Annotated in this window: 15 protein-coding genes; 10 read left to right on the forward strand and 5 right to left on the reverse strand. The window is 64.7% G+C overall.

Annotated features, from left to right (window positions below; all coding sequences use genetic code 11):
• The first annotated feature begins 12 nt into the window (after nt 1-12).
• The 4 genes from dapE to SD196_RS20690 are packed head-to-tail and all read left to right on the forward strand — an operon-like array spanning nt 13 to nt 2,564.
• Complete coding sequence (gene dapE, locus SD196_RS20675) at nt 13-1,170, forward strand: succinyl-diaminopimelate desuccinylase (RefSeq protein ID WP_416310613.1); 1,158 nt, start codon at nt 13-15, stop codon at nt 1,168-1,170.
• Entirely contained in the window at nt 1,167-1,352 is a 186-nt protein-coding gene (locus SD196_RS20680) for a hypothetical protein (RefSeq protein ID WP_275608252.1), read from the forward strand. Before dapE ends, SD196_RS20680 begins: the two co-directional genes overlap by 4 nt.
• The gene (locus tag SD196_RS20685; RefSeq protein WP_275608253.1) at nt 1,352-2,161 is read left to right on the forward strand and encodes a putative RNA methyltransferase; all 810 of its coding nucleotides are present in this window, start codon (nt 1,352-1,354) and stop codon (nt 2,159-2,161) included. Before SD196_RS20680 ends, SD196_RS20685 begins: the two co-directional genes overlap by 1 nt.
• A gap of 31 nt (nt 2,162-2,192) precedes the next feature.
• The gene (locus SD196_RS20690) at nt 2,193-2,564 is read left to right on the forward strand and encodes a hypothetical protein (RefSeq protein ID WP_275608254.1); all 372 of its coding nucleotides are present in this window, start codon (nt 2,193-2,195) and stop codon (nt 2,562-2,564) included.
• 66 nt (nt 2,565-2,630) lie between these two features.
• Here the strand turns inward: SD196_RS20690 and SD196_RS20695 are convergent, their stop codons facing one another.
• Together SD196_RS20695 and SD196_RS20700 are read right to left on the reverse strand one after the other, a co-directional pair.
• Nucleotides 2,631-2,840: a cold-shock protein gene (locus tag SD196_RS20695; protein WP_015476243.1), complete on the reverse strand. Its 210-nt coding sequence runs from the start codon at nt 2,838-2,840 to the stop codon at nt 2,631-2,633.
• Nucleotides 2,841-3,303: 463 nt separating this feature from the next.
• Nucleotides 3,304-3,753: a hypothetical protein gene (locus tag SD196_RS20700; protein WP_331316846.1), complete on the reverse strand. Its 450-nt coding sequence runs from the start codon at nt 3,751-3,753 to the stop codon at nt 3,304-3,306.
• Nucleotides 3,754-3,921: 168 nt separating this feature from the next.
• Between SD196_RS20700 and plsB the strand changes: the two genes are divergently transcribed.
• From plsB to SD196_RS20725, 5 genes are all read left to right on the forward strand, one after another.
• Nucleotides 3,922-6,432: a glycerol-3-phosphate 1-O-acyltransferase PlsB gene (gene plsB / locus SD196_RS20705; protein ID WP_343572296.1), complete on the forward strand. Its 2,511-nt coding sequence runs from the start codon at nt 3,922-3,924 to the stop codon at nt 6,430-6,432.
• Nucleotides 6,433-6,531: 99 nt separating this feature from the next.
• Entirely contained in the window at nt 6,532-6,978 is a 447-nt protein-coding gene (locus SD196_RS20710; protein WP_275608257.1) for a low molecular weight protein-tyrosine-phosphatase, read from the forward strand.
• 359 nt (nt 6,979-7,337) lie between these two features.
• Entirely contained in the window at nt 7,338-8,501 is a 1,164-nt protein-coding gene (locus SD196_RS20715) for a glycosyltransferase (protein ID WP_343572292.1), read from the forward strand.
• A gap of 86 nt (nt 8,502-8,587) precedes the next feature.
• Nucleotides 8,588-9,607 carry an NAD-dependent epimerase/dehydratase family protein gene (locus SD196_RS20720; protein WP_275608259.1) on the forward strand — a complete coding sequence of 340 codons (1,020 nt, stop codon included), beginning with the start codon at nt 8,588-8,590 and terminating at the stop codon, nt 9,605-9,607.
• 163 nt (nt 9,608-9,770) lie between these two features.
• Complete coding sequence (locus SD196_RS20725) at nt 9,771-10,448, forward strand: DUF4197 domain-containing protein (RefSeq protein ID WP_331316838.1); 678 nt, start codon at nt 9,771-9,773, stop codon at nt 10,446-10,448.
• An 85-nt stretch (nt 10,449-10,533) separates the two neighbouring features.
• On the opposite strand, the gene SD196_RS20730 is transcribed toward SD196_RS20725, so the two are convergent.
• Both SD196_RS20730 and SD196_RS20735 read right to left on the reverse strand, forming a co-directional pair.
• On the reverse strand, nt 10,534-13,602 hold the full coding sequence (locus SD196_RS20730) for an efflux RND transporter permease subunit (protein ID WP_331316836.1): 3,069 nt from the start codon (nt 13,600-13,602) through the stop codon (nt 10,534-10,536).
• A 6-nt stretch (nt 13,603-13,608) separates the two neighbouring features.
• On the reverse strand, nt 13,609-14,712 hold the full coding sequence (locus SD196_RS20735) for an efflux RND transporter periplasmic adaptor subunit (RefSeq protein WP_275608262.1): 1,104 nt from the start codon (nt 14,710-14,712) through the stop codon (nt 13,609-13,611).
• Between the two features lie 96 nt (nt 14,713-14,808).
• Between SD196_RS20735 and SD196_RS20740 the strand changes: the two genes are divergently transcribed.
• A complete protein-coding gene (locus SD196_RS20740) occupies nt 14,809-15,441 on the forward strand; it encodes a TetR/AcrR family transcriptional regulator (protein ID WP_275608263.1) in 633 nt (210 codons plus the stop codon).
• 254 nt (nt 15,442-15,695) lie between these two features.
• Here the strand turns inward: SD196_RS20740 and SD196_RS20745 are convergent, their stop codons facing one another.
• Nucleotides 15,696-16,481 (reverse strand): class I SAM-dependent methyltransferase, encoded by a 786-nt coding sequence (locus SD196_RS20745; RefSeq protein WP_343572286.1) that lies wholly within the window; start codon nt 16,479-16,481, stop codon nt 15,696-15,698.
• Between the last annotated feature and the right edge of the window lie 10 nt (nt 16,482-16,491).

A 16,491-nucleotide genomic window follows, 5' to 3' on the forward strand; every position in this document is an offset into this window, starting at 1 on the left:
TCCACCCCCAGGATGCCCTCAATGTCCCTCTCGCCGACACTGGCCCTCGCCTGCGAGCTGATTCGCCGTCCCTCCGTCACGCCGGTCGATGCCGACTGCCAGCAGCTGATGATGCAGCGCCTGGGCGCCTGCGGTTTCGCCCTGGAACCCATGCGCATCGAAGAGGTGGATAACTTCTGGGCCCTGCGCCAGGGCCGCGACGGCGTCAATGGCCCGGTGCTGTGCTTCGCCGGCCATACCGACGTGGTCCCCACCGGCCCCGAGCAGGCCTGGCAGCACCAGCCCTTCGACGCGCTGATCGACGCCGACGGCATGCTCTGCGGCCGTGGCGCGGCAGACATGAAAGGCAGCCTGGCGTCGATGATCATCGCCACCGAACGCTTCGTCGCCGACTACCCGGACCATCGCGGCAGCATCGCCTACCTGATCACCAGCGACGAGGAAGGCCCGGCCCATCACGGCACCAAGGCCGTGGTCGAGCGCCTGAAGGCACGCAACGAGCGCCTGGACTGGTGCATCGTCGGCGAGCCGTCCAGCACCACCCTTGTGGGTGACATCGTCAAGAACGGCCGCCGTGGATCGCTGGGCGCCACCCTCACCGTGCGCGGCAAGCAGGGCCACGTGGCCTACCCGCACCTGGCGAAGAACCCGATCCACCTCGCCGCCCCGGCCCTGGCGGAACTCGCCGCCGAACACTGGGACAACGGCAACGACTACTTCCCGCCGACCAGCTTCCAGATCTCCAACATCAATGGCGGCACCGGCGCCACCAACGTGATCCCGGGCGAGCTGAAGGTGATCTTCAACTTCCGCTTCTCCACCGAATCCACCGTGGAAGGCCTGCAGCAGCGCGTCGCCGCCATCCTCGACAAGCACGGCTTGGACTGGCACATCGACTGGGCACTGTCCGGCCTGCCGTTCCTCACCCAACCGGGTGAGCTGCTCGATGGCGTGGCCGCCGCGATCCTCACCGTCACCGGCCGCGAAACCACCCCGTCCACCTCCGGCGGCACCTCCGACGGGCGCTTCATCGCCACCATGGGTACCCAGGTGGTCGAGCTCGGCCCAGTGAACGCCACCATCCACCAGGTGGACGAACGCGTACTGGCCAGCGACCTCGATGTCCTGACCGAAATCTACTATCAGACCCTGGTGCGACTGCTGGCATGAGTGGAACCAACAAGAACTTCTGCCTCGGCGCCACCCGCCCCGACACCCCGCCGCCGGCCCCGGCCGCCGAGCGCCGCTACGCCCTGCGCGTCTACCAGATCGCCCAGCGCCGCCGTTCGCTGCCGACCGTGCTGCGCAACGACCTGCCGCAGCCGCTGGGGCCGACCCAGGGGAAGAAGTGATGCTGATCTGCCCGCTGTGCCGCGAGGCGCTGACTGAGGTCGACAACGGAGTCGCCTGCCCGGCCGGGCATCGTTTCGACCGCGCTCGCCAGGGTTACCTGAACCTGCTGCCGGTGCAGCACAAGAAGAGCCTCGATCCGGGCGACAACGCCGCCATGGTCGAGGCGCGCCGCTACTTCCTCGGTGCCGGCCACTACGCGCCGCTGGCTCGCCGCCTGGCCGAGCTGGCCGCCGAGCGCAACCCCGGCCGTTGGCTGGATATCGGTTGCGGCGAGGGCTATTACACCGCGCAACTGGGCGAAGCCCTGCCCCAGGCCGACGGCTACGCGCTGGATATCTCCCGCGAGGCAGTGAAACGCGCTTGTAAACGCGCCCCGCAGCTGACCTGGATGGTCGCCAGCATGGCCCGCGTGCCGCTGGCCGATGCATCCTGCCAACTGCTGGCCAGCGTGTTCAGCCCCATCGACTGGAAGGAAGCCACGCGCCTGCTTACTCCCGGCGGCGGCGTGCTGCGCCTGGGCCCGGCCCGCGATCACCTGCTGGAGCTGCGCCAGCGCCTGTACGACGAAGTGCGCGAGTACGTCGAGGACAAGCACCTCGCCGATCTGCCCGAAGAACTCAAGCCTGCGCACACCGAACAACTGAGCTTCAAGCTGCCACTGGAAACCCGCGAAGCCCGCGAGCACCTGCTGGCGATGACGCCCCACGGCTGGCGGGTCAACGCCGAGCGACGCGAGCGCATCCTGGCCGAGCCCTTCGAGGTGACGGTCGCGGTACGCTACGATTGGCTTGAACGCCAAGAACCCTGACACCGGCCTGAAACCGGCTTACGAGGACGCCATGCGCCAACCGGATATCGAGATCTACATCAAGGATGCCGACCAGGCCGCCGTCGCCGCCTGGCTGGAAAAGGCACTTGGCCCCTGCTCCGAATGGCGCGCCCAGGGCGAGACCTTCAAGTGCAGCGCCGGTAGCATTCCGGTGACCTGGCTGCCCAAGGCCGTGGGCAAGTGGAACAGCCTGTTCCTGGACAGCGATGCCACGCCGTGGGACGACGATGTCGCCTGCGCCCGCGACGCCTGTGCAGCACTGGAAGTCGAAGTGCGCTGCGCACCGGGCAGCTGGAGCGAGGATCAGGGCGAGGAAGACGCGGACCGCTGGCTGAAGGTGACCGCCGCGGGCGTCGAAGAGATTACCTGGCGCACGGGCTGATACCGGCACCGGCAAGGCTTTAAAAACAAAGGCCCGTCCATTGGACGGGCCTTTGTTTTCGGGGGCTCAGACCTTGGCGACGTCTTCCGCCTGGAGGCCTTTCTGACCCTGGATCACCGAGAACTCCACTTTCTGGCCTTCGACCAGGGAGCGGTGACCATCGCCACGAATGGCACGGTAGTGAACGAAAACGTCCGGACCGCTATCGCGTTGAATGAATCCATAACCTTTGGCGTCATTGAACCACTTGACGGTTCCGACCTCACGATCAGCCATTACCACACTCTCCAACTTGCCTATTATTTTTGGGTGGCCCCCGAAATGAGGACTTCAACGGTTCGTCCGACTGAACGTTTTCCTCATCATCCGACCCGGCTCAAGGCGCGTTGGAAGGTAATTCGAATAACGCCCGAAGGCGACCGCGATCCCGAGTATATAAATCAAAAGTTACAGCTGAAAAGCACTTTTTCATCAACTCCGCGAGCCTATGACCAAACAGGCCAAAGTGCCATTTTACGGGGCTTGCAGGGCCATTTTGGTGCTCGTTACCCTGCGTAACGAAAGTGTTTCGAACTTGGACTTCATCACAACTTTGCACGATGGTTCCGGGCGTTTTCGCAACACCCGGAACCTCTTTTCCGATCAGGGCTTGCACTTCTGCAAGTCAGCCGTACGCCTTGCCAGAATCTCCGCTGCAGCGAAACCCTCATCCAGCTGACCTGCCGGCAGCCGCGAGATTTCACTGGCTGACCTGGTAACCCCGCCCCTGCATGCAACTGCCGTAGGCCGAACTCTGTGTGGCCTGCTGGTTGCGACGATCCTGGCGGCGCTCCTGGCGCTGGCGCGAGGCCCCCACCACGGCCCCGGCGGCAGCGACTTCGCCTGCACGGTTCTGCCGGTACTGCTGCTTGGCGTCGTCGCTGGCCCGGTCGTAGATCTCATCGTGCTGTTGACCGCGTACTTCGGCGCCGACCGCGCCAGCCGCCGCGCCCCTTGCCGCGCCGCGCACCCTCCCGCCGACGTGCGGGGAGCTGGAACCGCTCGCGGCGTTGGCGGCAACGCCGTTGCAGTAATCCATGTCCTGCTGCATCTGCTGGCTACTCTGGCCATTGAGCGGCACCACCGACTGAGCCCCCGCCGGCGTCACACAGACCAGCGCCAACAGGCATCCAAAAGTCACTTTACGCATCGCTCCACCTCCATCGAATGGAACCCTGATCAAGCAGGATAGTCCCTGCCAACGCAGCGTTCGCTGCCGCCAGGCGGGCGACCGCGGCTTTGCCGCCCGCCCCCTGATCCGGCAAACTAACGCCCCTGAGCAATCGCTCGTTTTATTTCTGCCAGCCATAGGGCCTGTATGCCTCGTTACCCGTTCCGCCGCTTCGGTTTTGGTGCCCTGCGCCGCCTGCTCTACCTCTGGGTGCGCTCGGAAACCATCAACCAGTCGGCCTTCAGCCTGAAGATCGACCGCAGCAAACCGGTCCTCTACGTCTTGCAGCAGCCCTCGGTCAGCGACCTGGCGGTAGTCGACACCGAGTGCCGCAAGGCCGGCCTGCCGCGCCCGGTGATGCCGGTCGCGGTGGGCGAGTCCATCGAGCCCGCGGCCTTCTTCTACCTGACCCCGGAACCCGACTGGCTCGGCCGCCAGGACAAGCGCGGCGCGCCGCCGGCGCTGGTGCGCATGCTCGGCGCCATTGGCCAGAACGGCATCGACGACGCGCAGATCGTCCCCGTCAGCGTGTTCTGGGGACAATCGCCGGATAGCGAAAAGAGCGCCTGGAAGTTGCTTTTCGCCGACAACTGGGCGGTGACCGGCCGCCTGCGCAAGCTGGCGCGCATCCTGATCCTCGGCCGCAAGACCCGTGTGCAGTTCTCCGCGCCCATCCACCTGCGCGAACTGGTAGAGCAGGACAAGGGCCACGCCCGTACGCTGCGCATGGTGCAGCGCATCCTACGGGTGCACTTCCGCAACCAGAAGACCGCGGTGATCGGCCCTGACCTCTCCCACCGCCGCACCCTGGTCAAGGGCCTGCTGCGTGCGCCGCTGGTGCGCCAGGCGATCCAGGAAGAGTGCGAGACCCAGAAGATTTCCCAGGAGAAGGCCGAGGCCACCGCGCTGCGCTACGCCAACGAGATCGCCGCCGACGTCTCCTACCCGGTGATCCGCTTCCTCGAAGTGACCCTGACCTGGTTCTGGAACAAGCTCTACGAGGGTGTGAAGGTCAATCACATCGAGCGCGTGCAGGACGTTGCCCAGGGCCATGAGATCGTCTACGTGCCCTGCCACCGCAGCCACATCGACTACCTGCTGCTGTCCTACCTGCTGTTCCGCAACGGCCTGACCCCGCCGCACATCGCCGCCGGCATCAACCTCAACATGCCCATCGTCGGCTCGATCCTGCGCCGTGGCGGCGCCTTCTTCATGCGCCGCAGCTTCAAGGGCAACCAGCTGTACACCGCGGTGTTCAACGAATACCTGCATACCCTGTTCAGCCGCGGTTTCTCCACCGAGTACTTCGTCGAAGGCGGCCGCTCGCGCACTGGGCGCATGCTGCATCCGCGCACCGGCATGCTGGCGATCACCCTGCGCAGCTTCCTGCGCGACTCGCGCCGGCCGATCGTCTTCGTCCCCGTGTACATCGGCTACGAGCGTGTGCTCGAAGGCCGCACCTACCTGGGCGAGCTGCGCGGGGCGGCGAAGAAGAAGGAATCGATCTTCGACATCTTCAAGGTCATCGGCGCGCTGAAGCAGCGCTTCGGCCAGGTCTGGGTGAACTTCGGCGAACCGATCCACCTCGACCGCTTCCTCGACCAGCAGCAGCCGGACTGGCGCAAGCAGGACCTGGGCCCGGAGTTCCGCCCGGCCTGGCTGTCGGAAACCACCCACCACCTGGCCCGCGACGTCGCCCGCCACCTCAACGACGCCGCCGCGATCAACCCGGTGAACCTGGTCGCCCTGGCCCTGCTCTCCACCACCCGCCTGGCGCTGGACGAAACCGCCCTGGCGCGGGTGATCGACCTCTATCTCGGACTACTGCGCAAGGTACCCTACTCGCCGAGCGCAACCTTGCCCGAGGGCGACGGGCAGCAGCAGATCGAGTACGTGAAGAGCATGAACCTGCTCAGCGAGCAGAAGGACGCCCTGGGCCGCATCTGCTACCTGGACGAGCAGAACGCGGTGCTGATGACCTACTACCGCAACAACGTGCTGCACATCTTCGCCCTGCCGGCGCTGATCGCCAGCTTCTTCCAGAACAGCGGACGGATCAGCCGCGAGCAGTTGCTGCGCTACACCCGCGCGCTCTACCCCTACCTGCAGGCCGAACTGTTCATCCGCTGGAACCTGGACGAACTGGACGCCGTGGTCGACCAGTGGCTGCAAGCGCTGGTCGCCAGCGAACTGCTCAAGCAGGAGAACGACACCTTCATCCGCCCGGCGCCCAGCTCGCGCCAGTACGTGCTGCTGACCCTGCTGGCCCGCGCCATCGCCCAGACCCTGCAGCGCTTCTACATGGCCATCTCCCTGGTGCTCAACGCCGGGCAGAAGCAGCTCACTGCCGAGGAACTGGAAAATCTCTGCACCGTCATGGCCCAGCGCCTGTCGATCCTGCATGGCCTTAACGCGCCGGAGTTCTTCGACAAGAGCCTGTTCCGCCACTTCATCCAGACCCTGCTGGACGAAGACGTGCTGCGCCAGGACGAACACGGCAAGCTGAGCTTCCACGAGCTGCTCGGCGAGCTGGCCGAAGGCGCGGCCAAACGGGTGCTGCCGGCTGAAATCCGCCTGTCGATCCGCCAGGTCGCGCTGGAGCGGCCCAGCCAGGAAGAGCCCGCCGCCGACGAGCAGCCACCTGCCACCCAGGCCTAGCGCGCCCGTCGGCGCACCGCGCTGCCAGCTTGACGCCCCCTGCCGCGGTCGATAGTTTTTTTGACACATCACCTATCGACCGCAGCCAGGGACGCTTCCGTGTTCAACAGGATTCTGTTCGTCTGCGTCGGCAACATCTGCCGCAGCCCCACCGCCGAACACCTGCTTCGCGAGTCCCTGCCAGGCAGCGGCATCGCCGTAGCCTCGGCCGGGCTTTCCGCCTTGATCGGCCACCCCATGGACAGCACGGCGCTGGCGATCCTCAGCGGTCACGGCCATCGTCCGGCTCCCCACCGCGCCCGCCAACTGAACCGCGAACTCATCCACGAAGCCAACCTGGTGCTGGTCATGGAACACAGCCAGATCCGGGACGTCATCCGCCTGTCGCCCGAAGCGCGGGGCAAGACATTCCTGCTCGGCAAATGGCTGCACAACCTGGAAATCCCCGACCCCTATCGCCAAGGCCCGGAAGCCTTCGAGCACAGCTATGGCCTGATCGAGCGCGCGGTGGAAAGCTGGGCAAATCGGCTGCCAAATCGACAATAATTTGACGAACAACAGAACTATCGTCAGATTTTTTACTCGCGCGTAGAGTAAAAAAGTCTACGCTGACTTCAGCGTGACCCTATTCCCGCAGTCTGGTCCCTCCAGGTAGTCGCTCAACGGCCTCGGAGCCCGCCTCAGCTTATGAAGACTCTTCGGATCACCGACGTCCTTCGGCGACGCTGCGGTAGCCATGGACCAGCGGCGGCAGGCGCGCGACGAAGTCGCAGCCCGGCGCGGAGACCCCACCTGGACACGGATGCCTTTGCGCACCTCGCGGGGCGAGCTCCCTGAGAGCCTGTCGCGCGGTACGTCAAATACAACCTCTTCAACTGTTAATTACCCCGCATGAGGCCCGCCCAATGAAGGTAGCCATAATCCACTATTGGTGGATGAGCAATCGCGGCGGCGAGGCTGTCTGCTCCGCAATCGCAGAGCTCTATCCCGATGCGGATATCTTCATTCACGTTTGCGATGAACAGGTCGTGCGTCAGGCATTACCTGCAAACTTCAAGGGAAACCTATACAGGACGTTCATCTCGAAACTGCCGAAGGCGCGCAAGCACTATCAGAAGTACCTGCCCCTCATGCCACTTGCGCTCGAGCAACTTGACCTCACCAACTACGACCTGATCATCAGTAGCGAGTCAGGCCCCGCCAAGGGCGTCATTACCCGTCCCGATTCCGTTCACATCTGTTATTGCCATTCCCCTATGCGCTACGTCTGGGACATGTACCACGAGTACCTGTCCGGCGCGGGACGCTTCGTTCGGACGCTATTCCCGCTCATCGCCCATTGGCTCCGGGTCTGGGACAGGCTCTCGGCGGATCGCGTCGACTACTTCATTGCGAACTCGACCTTCGTTGCCTCACGCATCCGGAAGTTCTACCGGCGTGAATCGGAGATCATCTATCCCCCGGTCAACGTCTCGGACTTCAACCCGAAGCTCGAACGCAGCGATTTCTACCTATGCCTGGGCCAACTGGTGGCCTACAAGCGCGCCGACATGGCCGTCGAAGCCTTCAACAGGCTCGGACTGCCATTGGTCGTGGTCGGCGAAGGCGAGTTGCTCGAACCGCTGAAAAAGATCGCGGGCCCGAACGTCAAGCTGATGGGTCGTCAGCCTTTCTCCGTCATCCAGGATCTTCTGCAACGCTGTCGCGGCCTGATTTTCCCGGGGATCGAGGACTTCGGCATCGTCCCGGTCGAGGCCATGGCGGCAGGTGCTCCCGTGGTGGCCTATGGCAAGGGCGGCGCCCTGGACACCGTCATTCACGGCAAGACCGGCATCCTCTTCCATGAGCAGAGTGTCGAAGCGCTGATCGAGGCGGTCGGCCGGCTTGAGCGCGGCGAGTTCGACTTTTCACCATCGGAAATGCACTTGCATGCGCAGGGTTTCGCCAAACCCGTGTTCCAGCGAAATATCAAAGCCTTCGTCGACAAGGCTCTGGCCACCGCCAACACGCTGCCTCCTGAAGAAGAACATGATTTGAATTCTTCTCACGCAGTCAGACAGCGCACTTGAGGACCGACACATGACTCTTCCCGTCATCATGACTGCGATTTGTCGGGTGATCGGCCATTTCAACACTCACCCATTGCAGGTCTGATATGCGCTGCGCCGTCATCTTCGGGGGCTCCGGCTTCATTGGCGTCTTCTTTGCCAAACATCTGCTTTCAACGGGAGCCTTTGAAAAGGTCTATCTGTTCGACAAGGAACAGGTCTCCGACAAGCCTTTCCCTTATCGCGCCCAACTGGTGCGGGAGTCCGCCGAAATCATCGAGATTGCCGGCGATGTCCGCCAGCCGATCGACTGGGTGCCTCCGGAATCGGTTTCGCTCATTGCGAACTTCGCGGCCGTGCATCGTGAACCCGGACATGACGATTTCGAGTACTACGAAACCAACCTGCAGGGTGCCCAGCACGTATGTGCCTGGGCCGAGCGCGTGGGCTGCAATGAAATGGTCTTCACCAGTTCGATCTCGCCCTACGGGCCGAGCGAAGAACAAAAGGACGAGCGCTCGCTGCCGGTACCGATGACGGCCTATGGCGGATCGAAACTGGTGGCCGAGAAGATGCACCAGGCCTGGCTTGCGGCCGACCAGGAGCGGCGGCATCTGGTGATTGTCCGTCCCGGTGTGGTGTTCGGCCCCGGGGAAGGCGGCAATGTCTCCCGCCTGGTCAAGGCGGTGATACACCATTACTTCTTCTACATGGGCAACCGTGATACGCGAAAGGCCGGCACCTACGTGAAGGAGTTGTGCTCCGCCATCTGCTGGATGCTGGAACGGCAGAAGGCCCAGGGCGAGCACTTCTCGCTGTTCAACATGTCGATGAATCCCGGCCCATCGATCCAGGACTATGTCGACACCGTTTGCCAGGTAGCGGGCGTGAAACGGCGCGTACCGGAGATTCCCTTCCCTCTTCTGCTGGGCGCCGCCCATTGCATCGATCTGGTCGCCCGCCCGCTTCGCATTCGCCACCCCTTCAGTCCGGTACGCATCCGCAAGCTCGTACGCTCCAACAACATTCATCCCGCTCGCCTCGTCGAGCTGGGATATCCCTATCAGTTCGACTTGAAGTCAGCCTTCAGCGACTGGAAGTCCAGCGCACCCGAAGAGTGGCGCTGACCATGGAACCCACCCCTCCCGGCGCGTTCCAATGCGTCGATCCTGTGCGCTGATTCACCACGCCCACGGGTTTTCCCCAACGGCCCGAGTCCGTTAATCTCCCCGCCTCATTCTCCACCTCGACGGCCACACCGGCCGCCGAGCTCCGTTCAAGGAAGTCTCGATGTTGCGAATTCCCGCTCTGCTGGCCGGCGCCCTGCTCTCGGTCAATGCCTTCGCCCTGTCCCTCTCCGACCTCAGCCAGAGCGACGCCTCCGCCGGCCTGAAGGATGCACTGACCCAGGGCGCCCAGGTCGCCGTGCGCCAGCTCAGCCAGCCCGGTGGTTTCAGCAATGACCCGCAGGTACGGATCGAACTACCCGGCAAGCTGGGCAAGGCCGCCAAGACCATGAAGCAGTTCGGCATGGGCGCCCAGGTCGACCAGCTCGAAGCGAGCATGAACAAGGCCGCCGAGGCTGCCATGCCGCAAGCCCAGGCGCTGCTGGTGGACGCGGTGAAGAAGATGACCGTGACCGACGCCAAGGGCATTCTCCAGGGCGGCGAGCACTCCGCCACCGATTATCTGAACCGCAGCAGCCGCGAGCAGCTGCGCGCCAAGTTCCTGCCGATCATCAAGCAAGCCACCGACCAGGTCGGCGTGGCCAAGCAGTACAACGCCTTCGCCAGCCAGGCCGCTGCCTTCGGCGTGGTCGACGCGAAAAACGCCAACATCGAGAACTACGTGACCGAGGAAGCGCTGGACGGTCTGTTCAAGATCATCGCCGAGCAGGAGAAGACCATCCGCCAGAACCCGACCGCCGCAGCGACCGGGATGGCGAAGAAGGTGTTCGGGGTGCTCTGAGTGACAATGCGCCGCGAGCGAAAGAGCGTTCGCGAGGTAAAAAGAAAAGCCCGGCATCTGCCGGGCTTTTTCATGCCTGGGGATTTCAGGCTTCCTTCTTCACCCTGAACCACGCCGCATACAGCGCCGGCAGGAACAACAGGGTCAGCGCCGTGGCGACGATCAGGCCACCCATGATCGCCACCGCCATCGGCCCGAAGAACACGCTGCGCGACAGCGGGATCATCGCCAGCACCGCCGCCAGCGCGGTCAGCACGATGGGGCGGAAGCGCCGCACCGTAGCCTCGATGATCGCGTGCCAGGTGTCCAGGCCGTGGCTGCGGTCCTGCTCGATCTGGTCCACCAGGATCACCGAGTTGCGCATGATCATCCCGGCCAGCGCGATGGTGCCGAGCATCGCCACGAAGCCGAAGGGCTTCTGGAAGATCAGCAGGAACAGGGTCACGCCGATCAGCCCCAGGGGCGCGGTGAGGAACACCATGATCATCCGCGAGAAGCTGCGCAGCTGCAGCATCAGCAGGCTGAGCACCACTACGATGAACAGCGGGATGCCGGCGTTCACCGAGTTCTGCCCCTTGGCGGAATCCTCCACGGTGCCGCCGACGTCCAGCAGATAGCCGTCGGGCAGCTCGGCGCGGATCGGGTCCAGGGTCGGCGATATCTGCTTCACCAGGGTGGCCGGCAGCGAGTCGTCGTAGATGTCGGCACGCACGGTCACGGTGGGCAGGCGGTTGCGCCGCCAGATGATGCCTTCCTCGAAGCCGTACTCCAGGGTCGCCACCTGCGACAGCGCCACGCTGCGGCCGCTGCTGGTCTGCATCGACAGGCTCGGCAGCTGCGACAGGTCATGCCGCTCGCGCTCGTCGCCGCGCAGGAGGATTTCGATCAGCTCGTTATCCTCGCGGTAGTAGCTGACGGTAGCGCCGGTCAGCGAGCTCTGCAGGAACTGCGAGATGTCCGCCGTGCTCACCCCGAGGGCGCGGGCGCGCTCCTGGTCGATGTCGAGGAACACCGCCTTGCTCGGCTCCTCCCAGTCCAGGTGCACGTTCACCACGTGAGGGTTCTCGCGCATCTTCTCGGCGACCTTGCGCGCCAGCGCGCGGACTTCCGGGATGTGCTCGCCGGAGACGCGGAACTGCACCGGGTAGCCCACCGGCGGGCCGTTCTCCAGGCGGCTGATGCGCGTACGCAGCGTCGGGAAGTCCTCGTTCATGTGCTTGATCAGCCACTGGCGGATTTCCTCGCGGGCCTCCAGGTTCTTCGCCAGCACCACGAACTGGGCGAAACTCGCCGCCGGCAATTGCTGGTCCAGCGGCAAGTAGAAGCGCGGCGAGCCGGTACCGACGTAGGCCACGTAGTTGTCGATGCCCGGATGCTCGGCGAGCATTTTCTCCAGGCGGTTGACCTGCTCGGTGGTGGCGGCCAGCGAGTCGCCCTCGGCCAGCTTCAGGTCCACCAGCAGCTCCAGGCGCGCCGATGGCGGGAAGAACTGCTGCGGCACCAGGCGGAACAGCATGATCGAGCCGACGAAGGCCAGCACGGTGAGCAGGATCACCGTCTTGCGATAACGCACGCACCACTCCACCACGCGGCGGAAGCGCTGGTAGAAGGCCGTCGAATACGGGTCATGGCCCTTGTCGGTGCCGCCGTGCTTTTCCGCATAGCGCTTGGCCAGGTCCGGCAGCAGCTTCTCGCCCAGGTAGGGCACGAAGACCACGGCGGCGATCCACGACACCAGCAGCGCGATGGTCACCACCTGGAACAGCGAACGGGTGTACTCGCCAGTGCCCGACTGCGCGGTAGCAATCGGCAGGAAGCCGGCGGCAGTCACCAAGGTGCCGGTGAGCATCGGGAAGGCGGTGCTGGTCCAGGCGAAGCTGGCAGCCTTCAGGCGGTCGTAGCCCTGCTCCATCTTCACCGCCATCATCTCCACGGCGATGATCGCGTCGTCCACCAGCAGACCCAGCGCCAGCACCAGCGCGCCGAGGGAAATCTTGTGCAGGCCGATACCGAAGTAGTACATGCAGGCGAAGGTCATCGCCAGCACCAGCGGAATCGACAGCGCCACTACCAGGCCAGTGCGCAGGCCGAGGGAGAAGAAGCTCACCAGCAGCACGATGATCAGCGCCTCGGCCAGCACGCGGACGAACTCGCCCACGCCCTCGCGTACCGCCGCCGGCTGGTCGGAAACCTTGCGCAGCTCCATGCCCGCCGGCAGCGTCTGCTGCAGGCGCTCGAACTCGGCGTCGAGCTTCTTGCCCAGCACCAGGATGTCGCCGCCGTCCTTCATGGCCACGGCGATGCCGATGGCGTCCTCGCCCATGAAGCGCATGCGCGGCGCGGGCGGATCGTTGAAGCCGCGATGCACTTCGGCCACGTCGCCAATGCGGAAGGTGCGGTCGCCGACGCGGATCGGGAAGGCGCGGATGTCCTCCACCGAATCGAAGCGGCCGGAAACGCGCAGCTGCACGCGATCACTCGCGGTCTCGAAGAAGCCGGTGGCGCTCACCGCGTTCTGTTCTTCCAGCGCCTTCTGTACCGCCGCCAGTGGCAGGCCCAGGGTGGCGAGCTTGGTGTTGGACAGGTCGATCCAGATTTTCTCGTCCTGCAGGCCGATCAGCTCGACCTTGCCCACGTCCTTGATCCGCTGCAGGCGCAATTGCAGGCGGTCGGCGTAGTCCTTGAGTACCGCGTAGTCGAAGCCCTTGCCCGACAGCGCGTAGATGTTGCCGAAGGTAGTGCCGAACTCATCGTTGAAGAACGGCCCCTGGATGCCCTGCGGCAAGGTGTAGCGGATGTCGCTGACCTTCTTGCGGATCTGGTACCAGAGCTCGGGGATGTCGCGGGAACGGAAATCCTCGCGGGCGATGAAGGTCACCTGGGATTCGCCGGGGCGGGAGAAGGAGACGATGCGGTCGTAGTCGCCGGTTTCCATCAGCTTCTTCTCGATGCGCTCGGTCACCTGGCGCGAGACTTCCTCGGCGGTCGCCCCCGGCCAGTTGGTCTTCACCACCATGGCCTTGAACGTGAACGGCGGGTCCTCGCTCTGCCCCAGCTTGGTGTACGACAGCGCGCCGACGATGCCCAGCAGCAACATGAGGAACAGGACGATCTGACGGTTCTGCAGCGCCCAGGCGGAAAGGTTGAATTGCATCGGGCGTTACTCCTTCGCCACCAGCTTGACCGAGCGGTTTTCCCGATCGACCGGCCGTACCTCCTGCCCTTCACGCAATACCTGCACGCCTGCAGCCACCACCCAGTCGTCGCTGTTCAGCCCTTCGAGCACCGGCACGCGGTCCTCGGCGAAGGGGCCGATGCGCACCGGGCGGCGGTGCAGGGTGGAACTCTTCGGATCGACCACCCAGACGAACGGCTGGCCGCCCTCGGCGGTCACAGCCGCCAGCGGTACCGCCAGCGGCACCGTGCCTTCGGCCTGGATGTAGACCCGCGCGCTCTGGCCCAGCTCGGCGGGCACCTTGGCGTCATCGAAGGCGACCCGCGCGGCAAATGTGCGCGACTGCGGATCGGCAGCCGGCGACAGTTCGCGGATCTTGCCGCTGAAGCGTTTGTCGCGCTGCGACCAGAGCTCGACGCTCACCGACTCGCCGATGCGGAAGCGATCGATGGCATGTTCGGGGAAGCTGATCAGCACTTCGCGATCACCATCGGCGGCGAGGGTGAAAACGGTCTGCCCGGCAGCCACAACCTGCCCCACTTCCAGCCGACGGGTGGCGATCACGCCGTCCTGGGGCGCGCGCAGCACCGCGTAGTCCGCCTGGTTGCGGGCCACGTCGTACTCGGCGCGAATCTGTTTCACCCGAGCCTCGCCGGCGCGGTAGGTGTTCTCGATGTTGTCGAACTGCGACTGGCTGACCAGCTGGCGTTCGAGCAGCGTCTTGTAGCGGGTGTATTCGGAACGGACGGTCTGCAGGTTGGCCTCGGCGGCCGCCACCTGGGCGCGGGTCGCCTCCAGTTGCAGGCGCACGTCCTCGGGGTCCAGCTCCGCCAGGGTCTGGTCCTTCTTCACGCGCTCGCCCACCTCAACCAGTCGTCGGCTGACCTTGCCGCCGATACGGAACGCCAGCTCCGGCTCATGTCGGGCATGTACCTCGCCGGGATAGGCTTCGGTAACATCCCGGGCCGGCAACGGCTGCACCACCATCGCCGGGCGCACCGCCGGTTTGGGCGGCTCGCCGGTACCGCAGGCGGTCAGGGACAGGGAAAGGACGGCAGGAAGCGCGACAGACAGAGCATGGCGGAACATGATGTGTGACCTTTCGCAAAGCGCGGTTGAATTCTTATACTCCCCGGTATAGTAAAAATACAGAACCCACCAGTCCAGTATTAGAAATGTAAAATCATGTCACTCACGACTCCCTCCAATGGGCCGGGTCGTCCCAAGGACCCCGCCAAGCGCAAGGCCATCCTCGAAGCCGCGAAGGAACTGTTCATTCGCTACGGCTACGACGGCAGCAGCATGGAAGCCATCGCAGCCGAGGCCGGCGTGTCGAAACTGACCGTCTACAGCCACTTCACCGACAAGGAGACGCTGTTCGTCGAGGCGGTACAGGCCAAGTGCGCCGAGCGCATGCCCGAGCTGTTCGCCGAGCCGCCGGCTGACGCGCCCTTCGAAAGCCTGCTGCTGGCCCTGGCGCGCGGTTTCAACCAGTTGATCAACAGCCCGGAGGCCATCTCCCTGAGCCGGCTGATGGTGGCCCAGGGCGCGGGGAATCCGCACCTGTCGCAACTCTTCTTCGAGGCCGGCCCGCAGCGCGTGCTGGACCAGATGGAGCGCCTGCTGGAGCAGGCCCGCCAACAGGGCAAATTGCAGATGGACAGCCCGCGCCGGGCCGCCGAGCACTTCCTGATGCTGGTGCAGGGATGCGTGCACTTCCGCCTGCTGATCGGTTGCGAAACACCGCCCACGGAAGAAGAAGCCGAGGCGCATGTGCAGGAAGTGGTGGCGCTGTTCCTCAAGGCGTTCCGGCCCTGAAAGCGAACGGTGCACTATCCCTGTAGGAGCGAGCTTGCTCGCGAACGGGTTTCCCCGACCACTCCGATGCTGGGCGGGTTCGCGAGCAAGCTCGCTCCTACAAGTACGACTCGCGGGCAGGCGTAGGGCGTATAACGTTCGACGTTATACGCCGTTTGACCTTGGTCTTAGCGCACTCCGAGATCAGCCCTGGCACCCACGACGTGCCAAGGTGAATCGGCGTACAACCGCGAACGGTTGTACGCCCTACGACATCAACCCTTGAGGCTCTTCAGCGGATAGATGTCGTAGCGGCTGGACTTGCCCTCGAGGCTGTAGCTCGGCTTCTGCCCTTCGATGATCGGCGCCTTGCGCGGGCGCTTGACCACCACGCGGTGGCTGGCCAGCTTCAGGGCCGCTTCCAGCAGCGCCGGGGCGTCGAGGTCATCGCCCACCAGCGGGCGGAACAGGCGCATTTCCTTCTTCACCAGCGCGCTCTTGTCGCGGTGCGGGAACATGGGGTCGAGGTAGATCACCTGCGGCGCCTCCCCTTCCCAGGCGGCCATGCGCTCGATGGCGTTGCCCTGCAACAGGCGCATGCGGGCGACGATGGCGCCCACCTCGAAATCTCCCGCCGCACGGGCCAGACCGTCTTCCAGCAGCGCGGCGATGATCGGCTGGCGCTCGGTCAGGTGCATTTCGCAGCCCAGGGTCGCCAGCACAAAGGCGTCGCGCCCCAGCCCGGCGGTGGCGTCCAGCACATGGGGGCGCACGCCCGGCTGGATGCCGACGGCCTTGGCGATCATCTGCCCGGCACCGCCGCCGAACTGGCGGCGGTGAGCGGTAGCGCCTTCGAGGAAATCCACGCGCACCGGACCGGGCGAGTCTGGCCCCAGTTGCAGCAGCTGCAAGCCCTGCTCGCCCAGTTGCAGGGCGAAGTCCGCATCATCACTCTCGCCCAATGGCAGCCCCAGGCGTTGCGCCCACTGCTCGGCGGCAGTCTGCCAGGCAGGCTCCAGCGCCTGGACGACGATGCGCGGCGGAGTGAGGGTCTCGGTCATGGCGGGGCGA

The sequence above is a fragment of the Pseudomonas macauensis genome, from assembly GCF_047902425.1.
In the GTDB taxonomy this organism is placed as follows: Bacteria; Pseudomonadota; Gammaproteobacteria; order Pseudomonadales; family Pseudomonadaceae; genus Pseudomonas.

Coding starts and splice junctions, on each gene's coding strand:
- dapE (WP_416310613.1), top strand. CDS start 13: ATGCCCTCAATGTCCCTCTCGCCGACACTGGCCCTCGCCTGCGAGCTG.
- SD196_RS20680 (WP_275608252.1), top strand. CDS start 1,167: ATGAGTGGAACCAACAAGAACTTCTGCCTCGGCGCCACCCGCCCCGAC.
- SD196_RS20685 (WP_275608253.1), top strand. CDS start 1,352: ATGCTGATCTGCCCGCTGTGCCGCGAGGCGCTGACTGAGGTCGACAAC.
- SD196_RS20690 (WP_275608254.1), top strand. CDS start 2,193: ATGCGCCAACCGGATATCGAGATCTACATCAAGGATGCCGACCAGGCC.
- SD196_RS20695 (WP_015476243.1), bottom strand. CDS start 2,840: ATGGCTGATCGTGAGGTCGGAACCGTCAAGTGGTTCAATGACGCCAAA.
- SD196_RS20700 (WP_331316846.1), bottom strand. CDS start 3,753: ATGCGTAAAGTGACTTTTGGATGCCTGTTGGCGCTGGTCTGTGTGACG.
- plsB (WP_343572296.1), top strand. CDS start 3,922: ATGCCTCGTTACCCGTTCCGCCGCTTCGGTTTTGGTGCCCTGCGCCGC.
- SD196_RS20715 (WP_343572292.1), top strand. CDS start 7,338: ATGAAGGTAGCCATAATCCACTATTGGTGGATGAGCAATCGCGGCGGC.
- SD196_RS20720 (WP_275608259.1), top strand. CDS start 8,588: ATGCGCTGCGCCGTCATCTTCGGGGGCTCCGGCTTCATTGGCGTCTTC.
- SD196_RS20725 (WP_331316838.1), top strand. CDS start 9,771: ATGTTGCGAATTCCCGCTCTGCTGGCCGGCGCCCTGCTCTCGGTCAAT.
- SD196_RS20730 (WP_331316836.1), bottom strand. CDS start 13,602: ATGCAATTCAACCTTTCCGCCTGGGCGCTGCAGAACCGTCAGATCGTC.
- SD196_RS20735 (WP_275608262.1), bottom strand. CDS start 14,712: ATGTTCCGCCATGCTCTGTCTGTCGCGCTTCCTGCCGTCCTTTCCCTG.
- SD196_RS20740 (WP_275608263.1), top strand. CDS start 14,809: ATGTCACTCACGACTCCCTCCAATGGGCCGGGTCGTCCCAAGGACCCC.
- SD196_RS20745 (WP_343572286.1), bottom strand. CDS start 16,481: ATGACCGAGACCCTCACTCCGCCGCGCATCGTCGTCCAGGCGCTGGAG.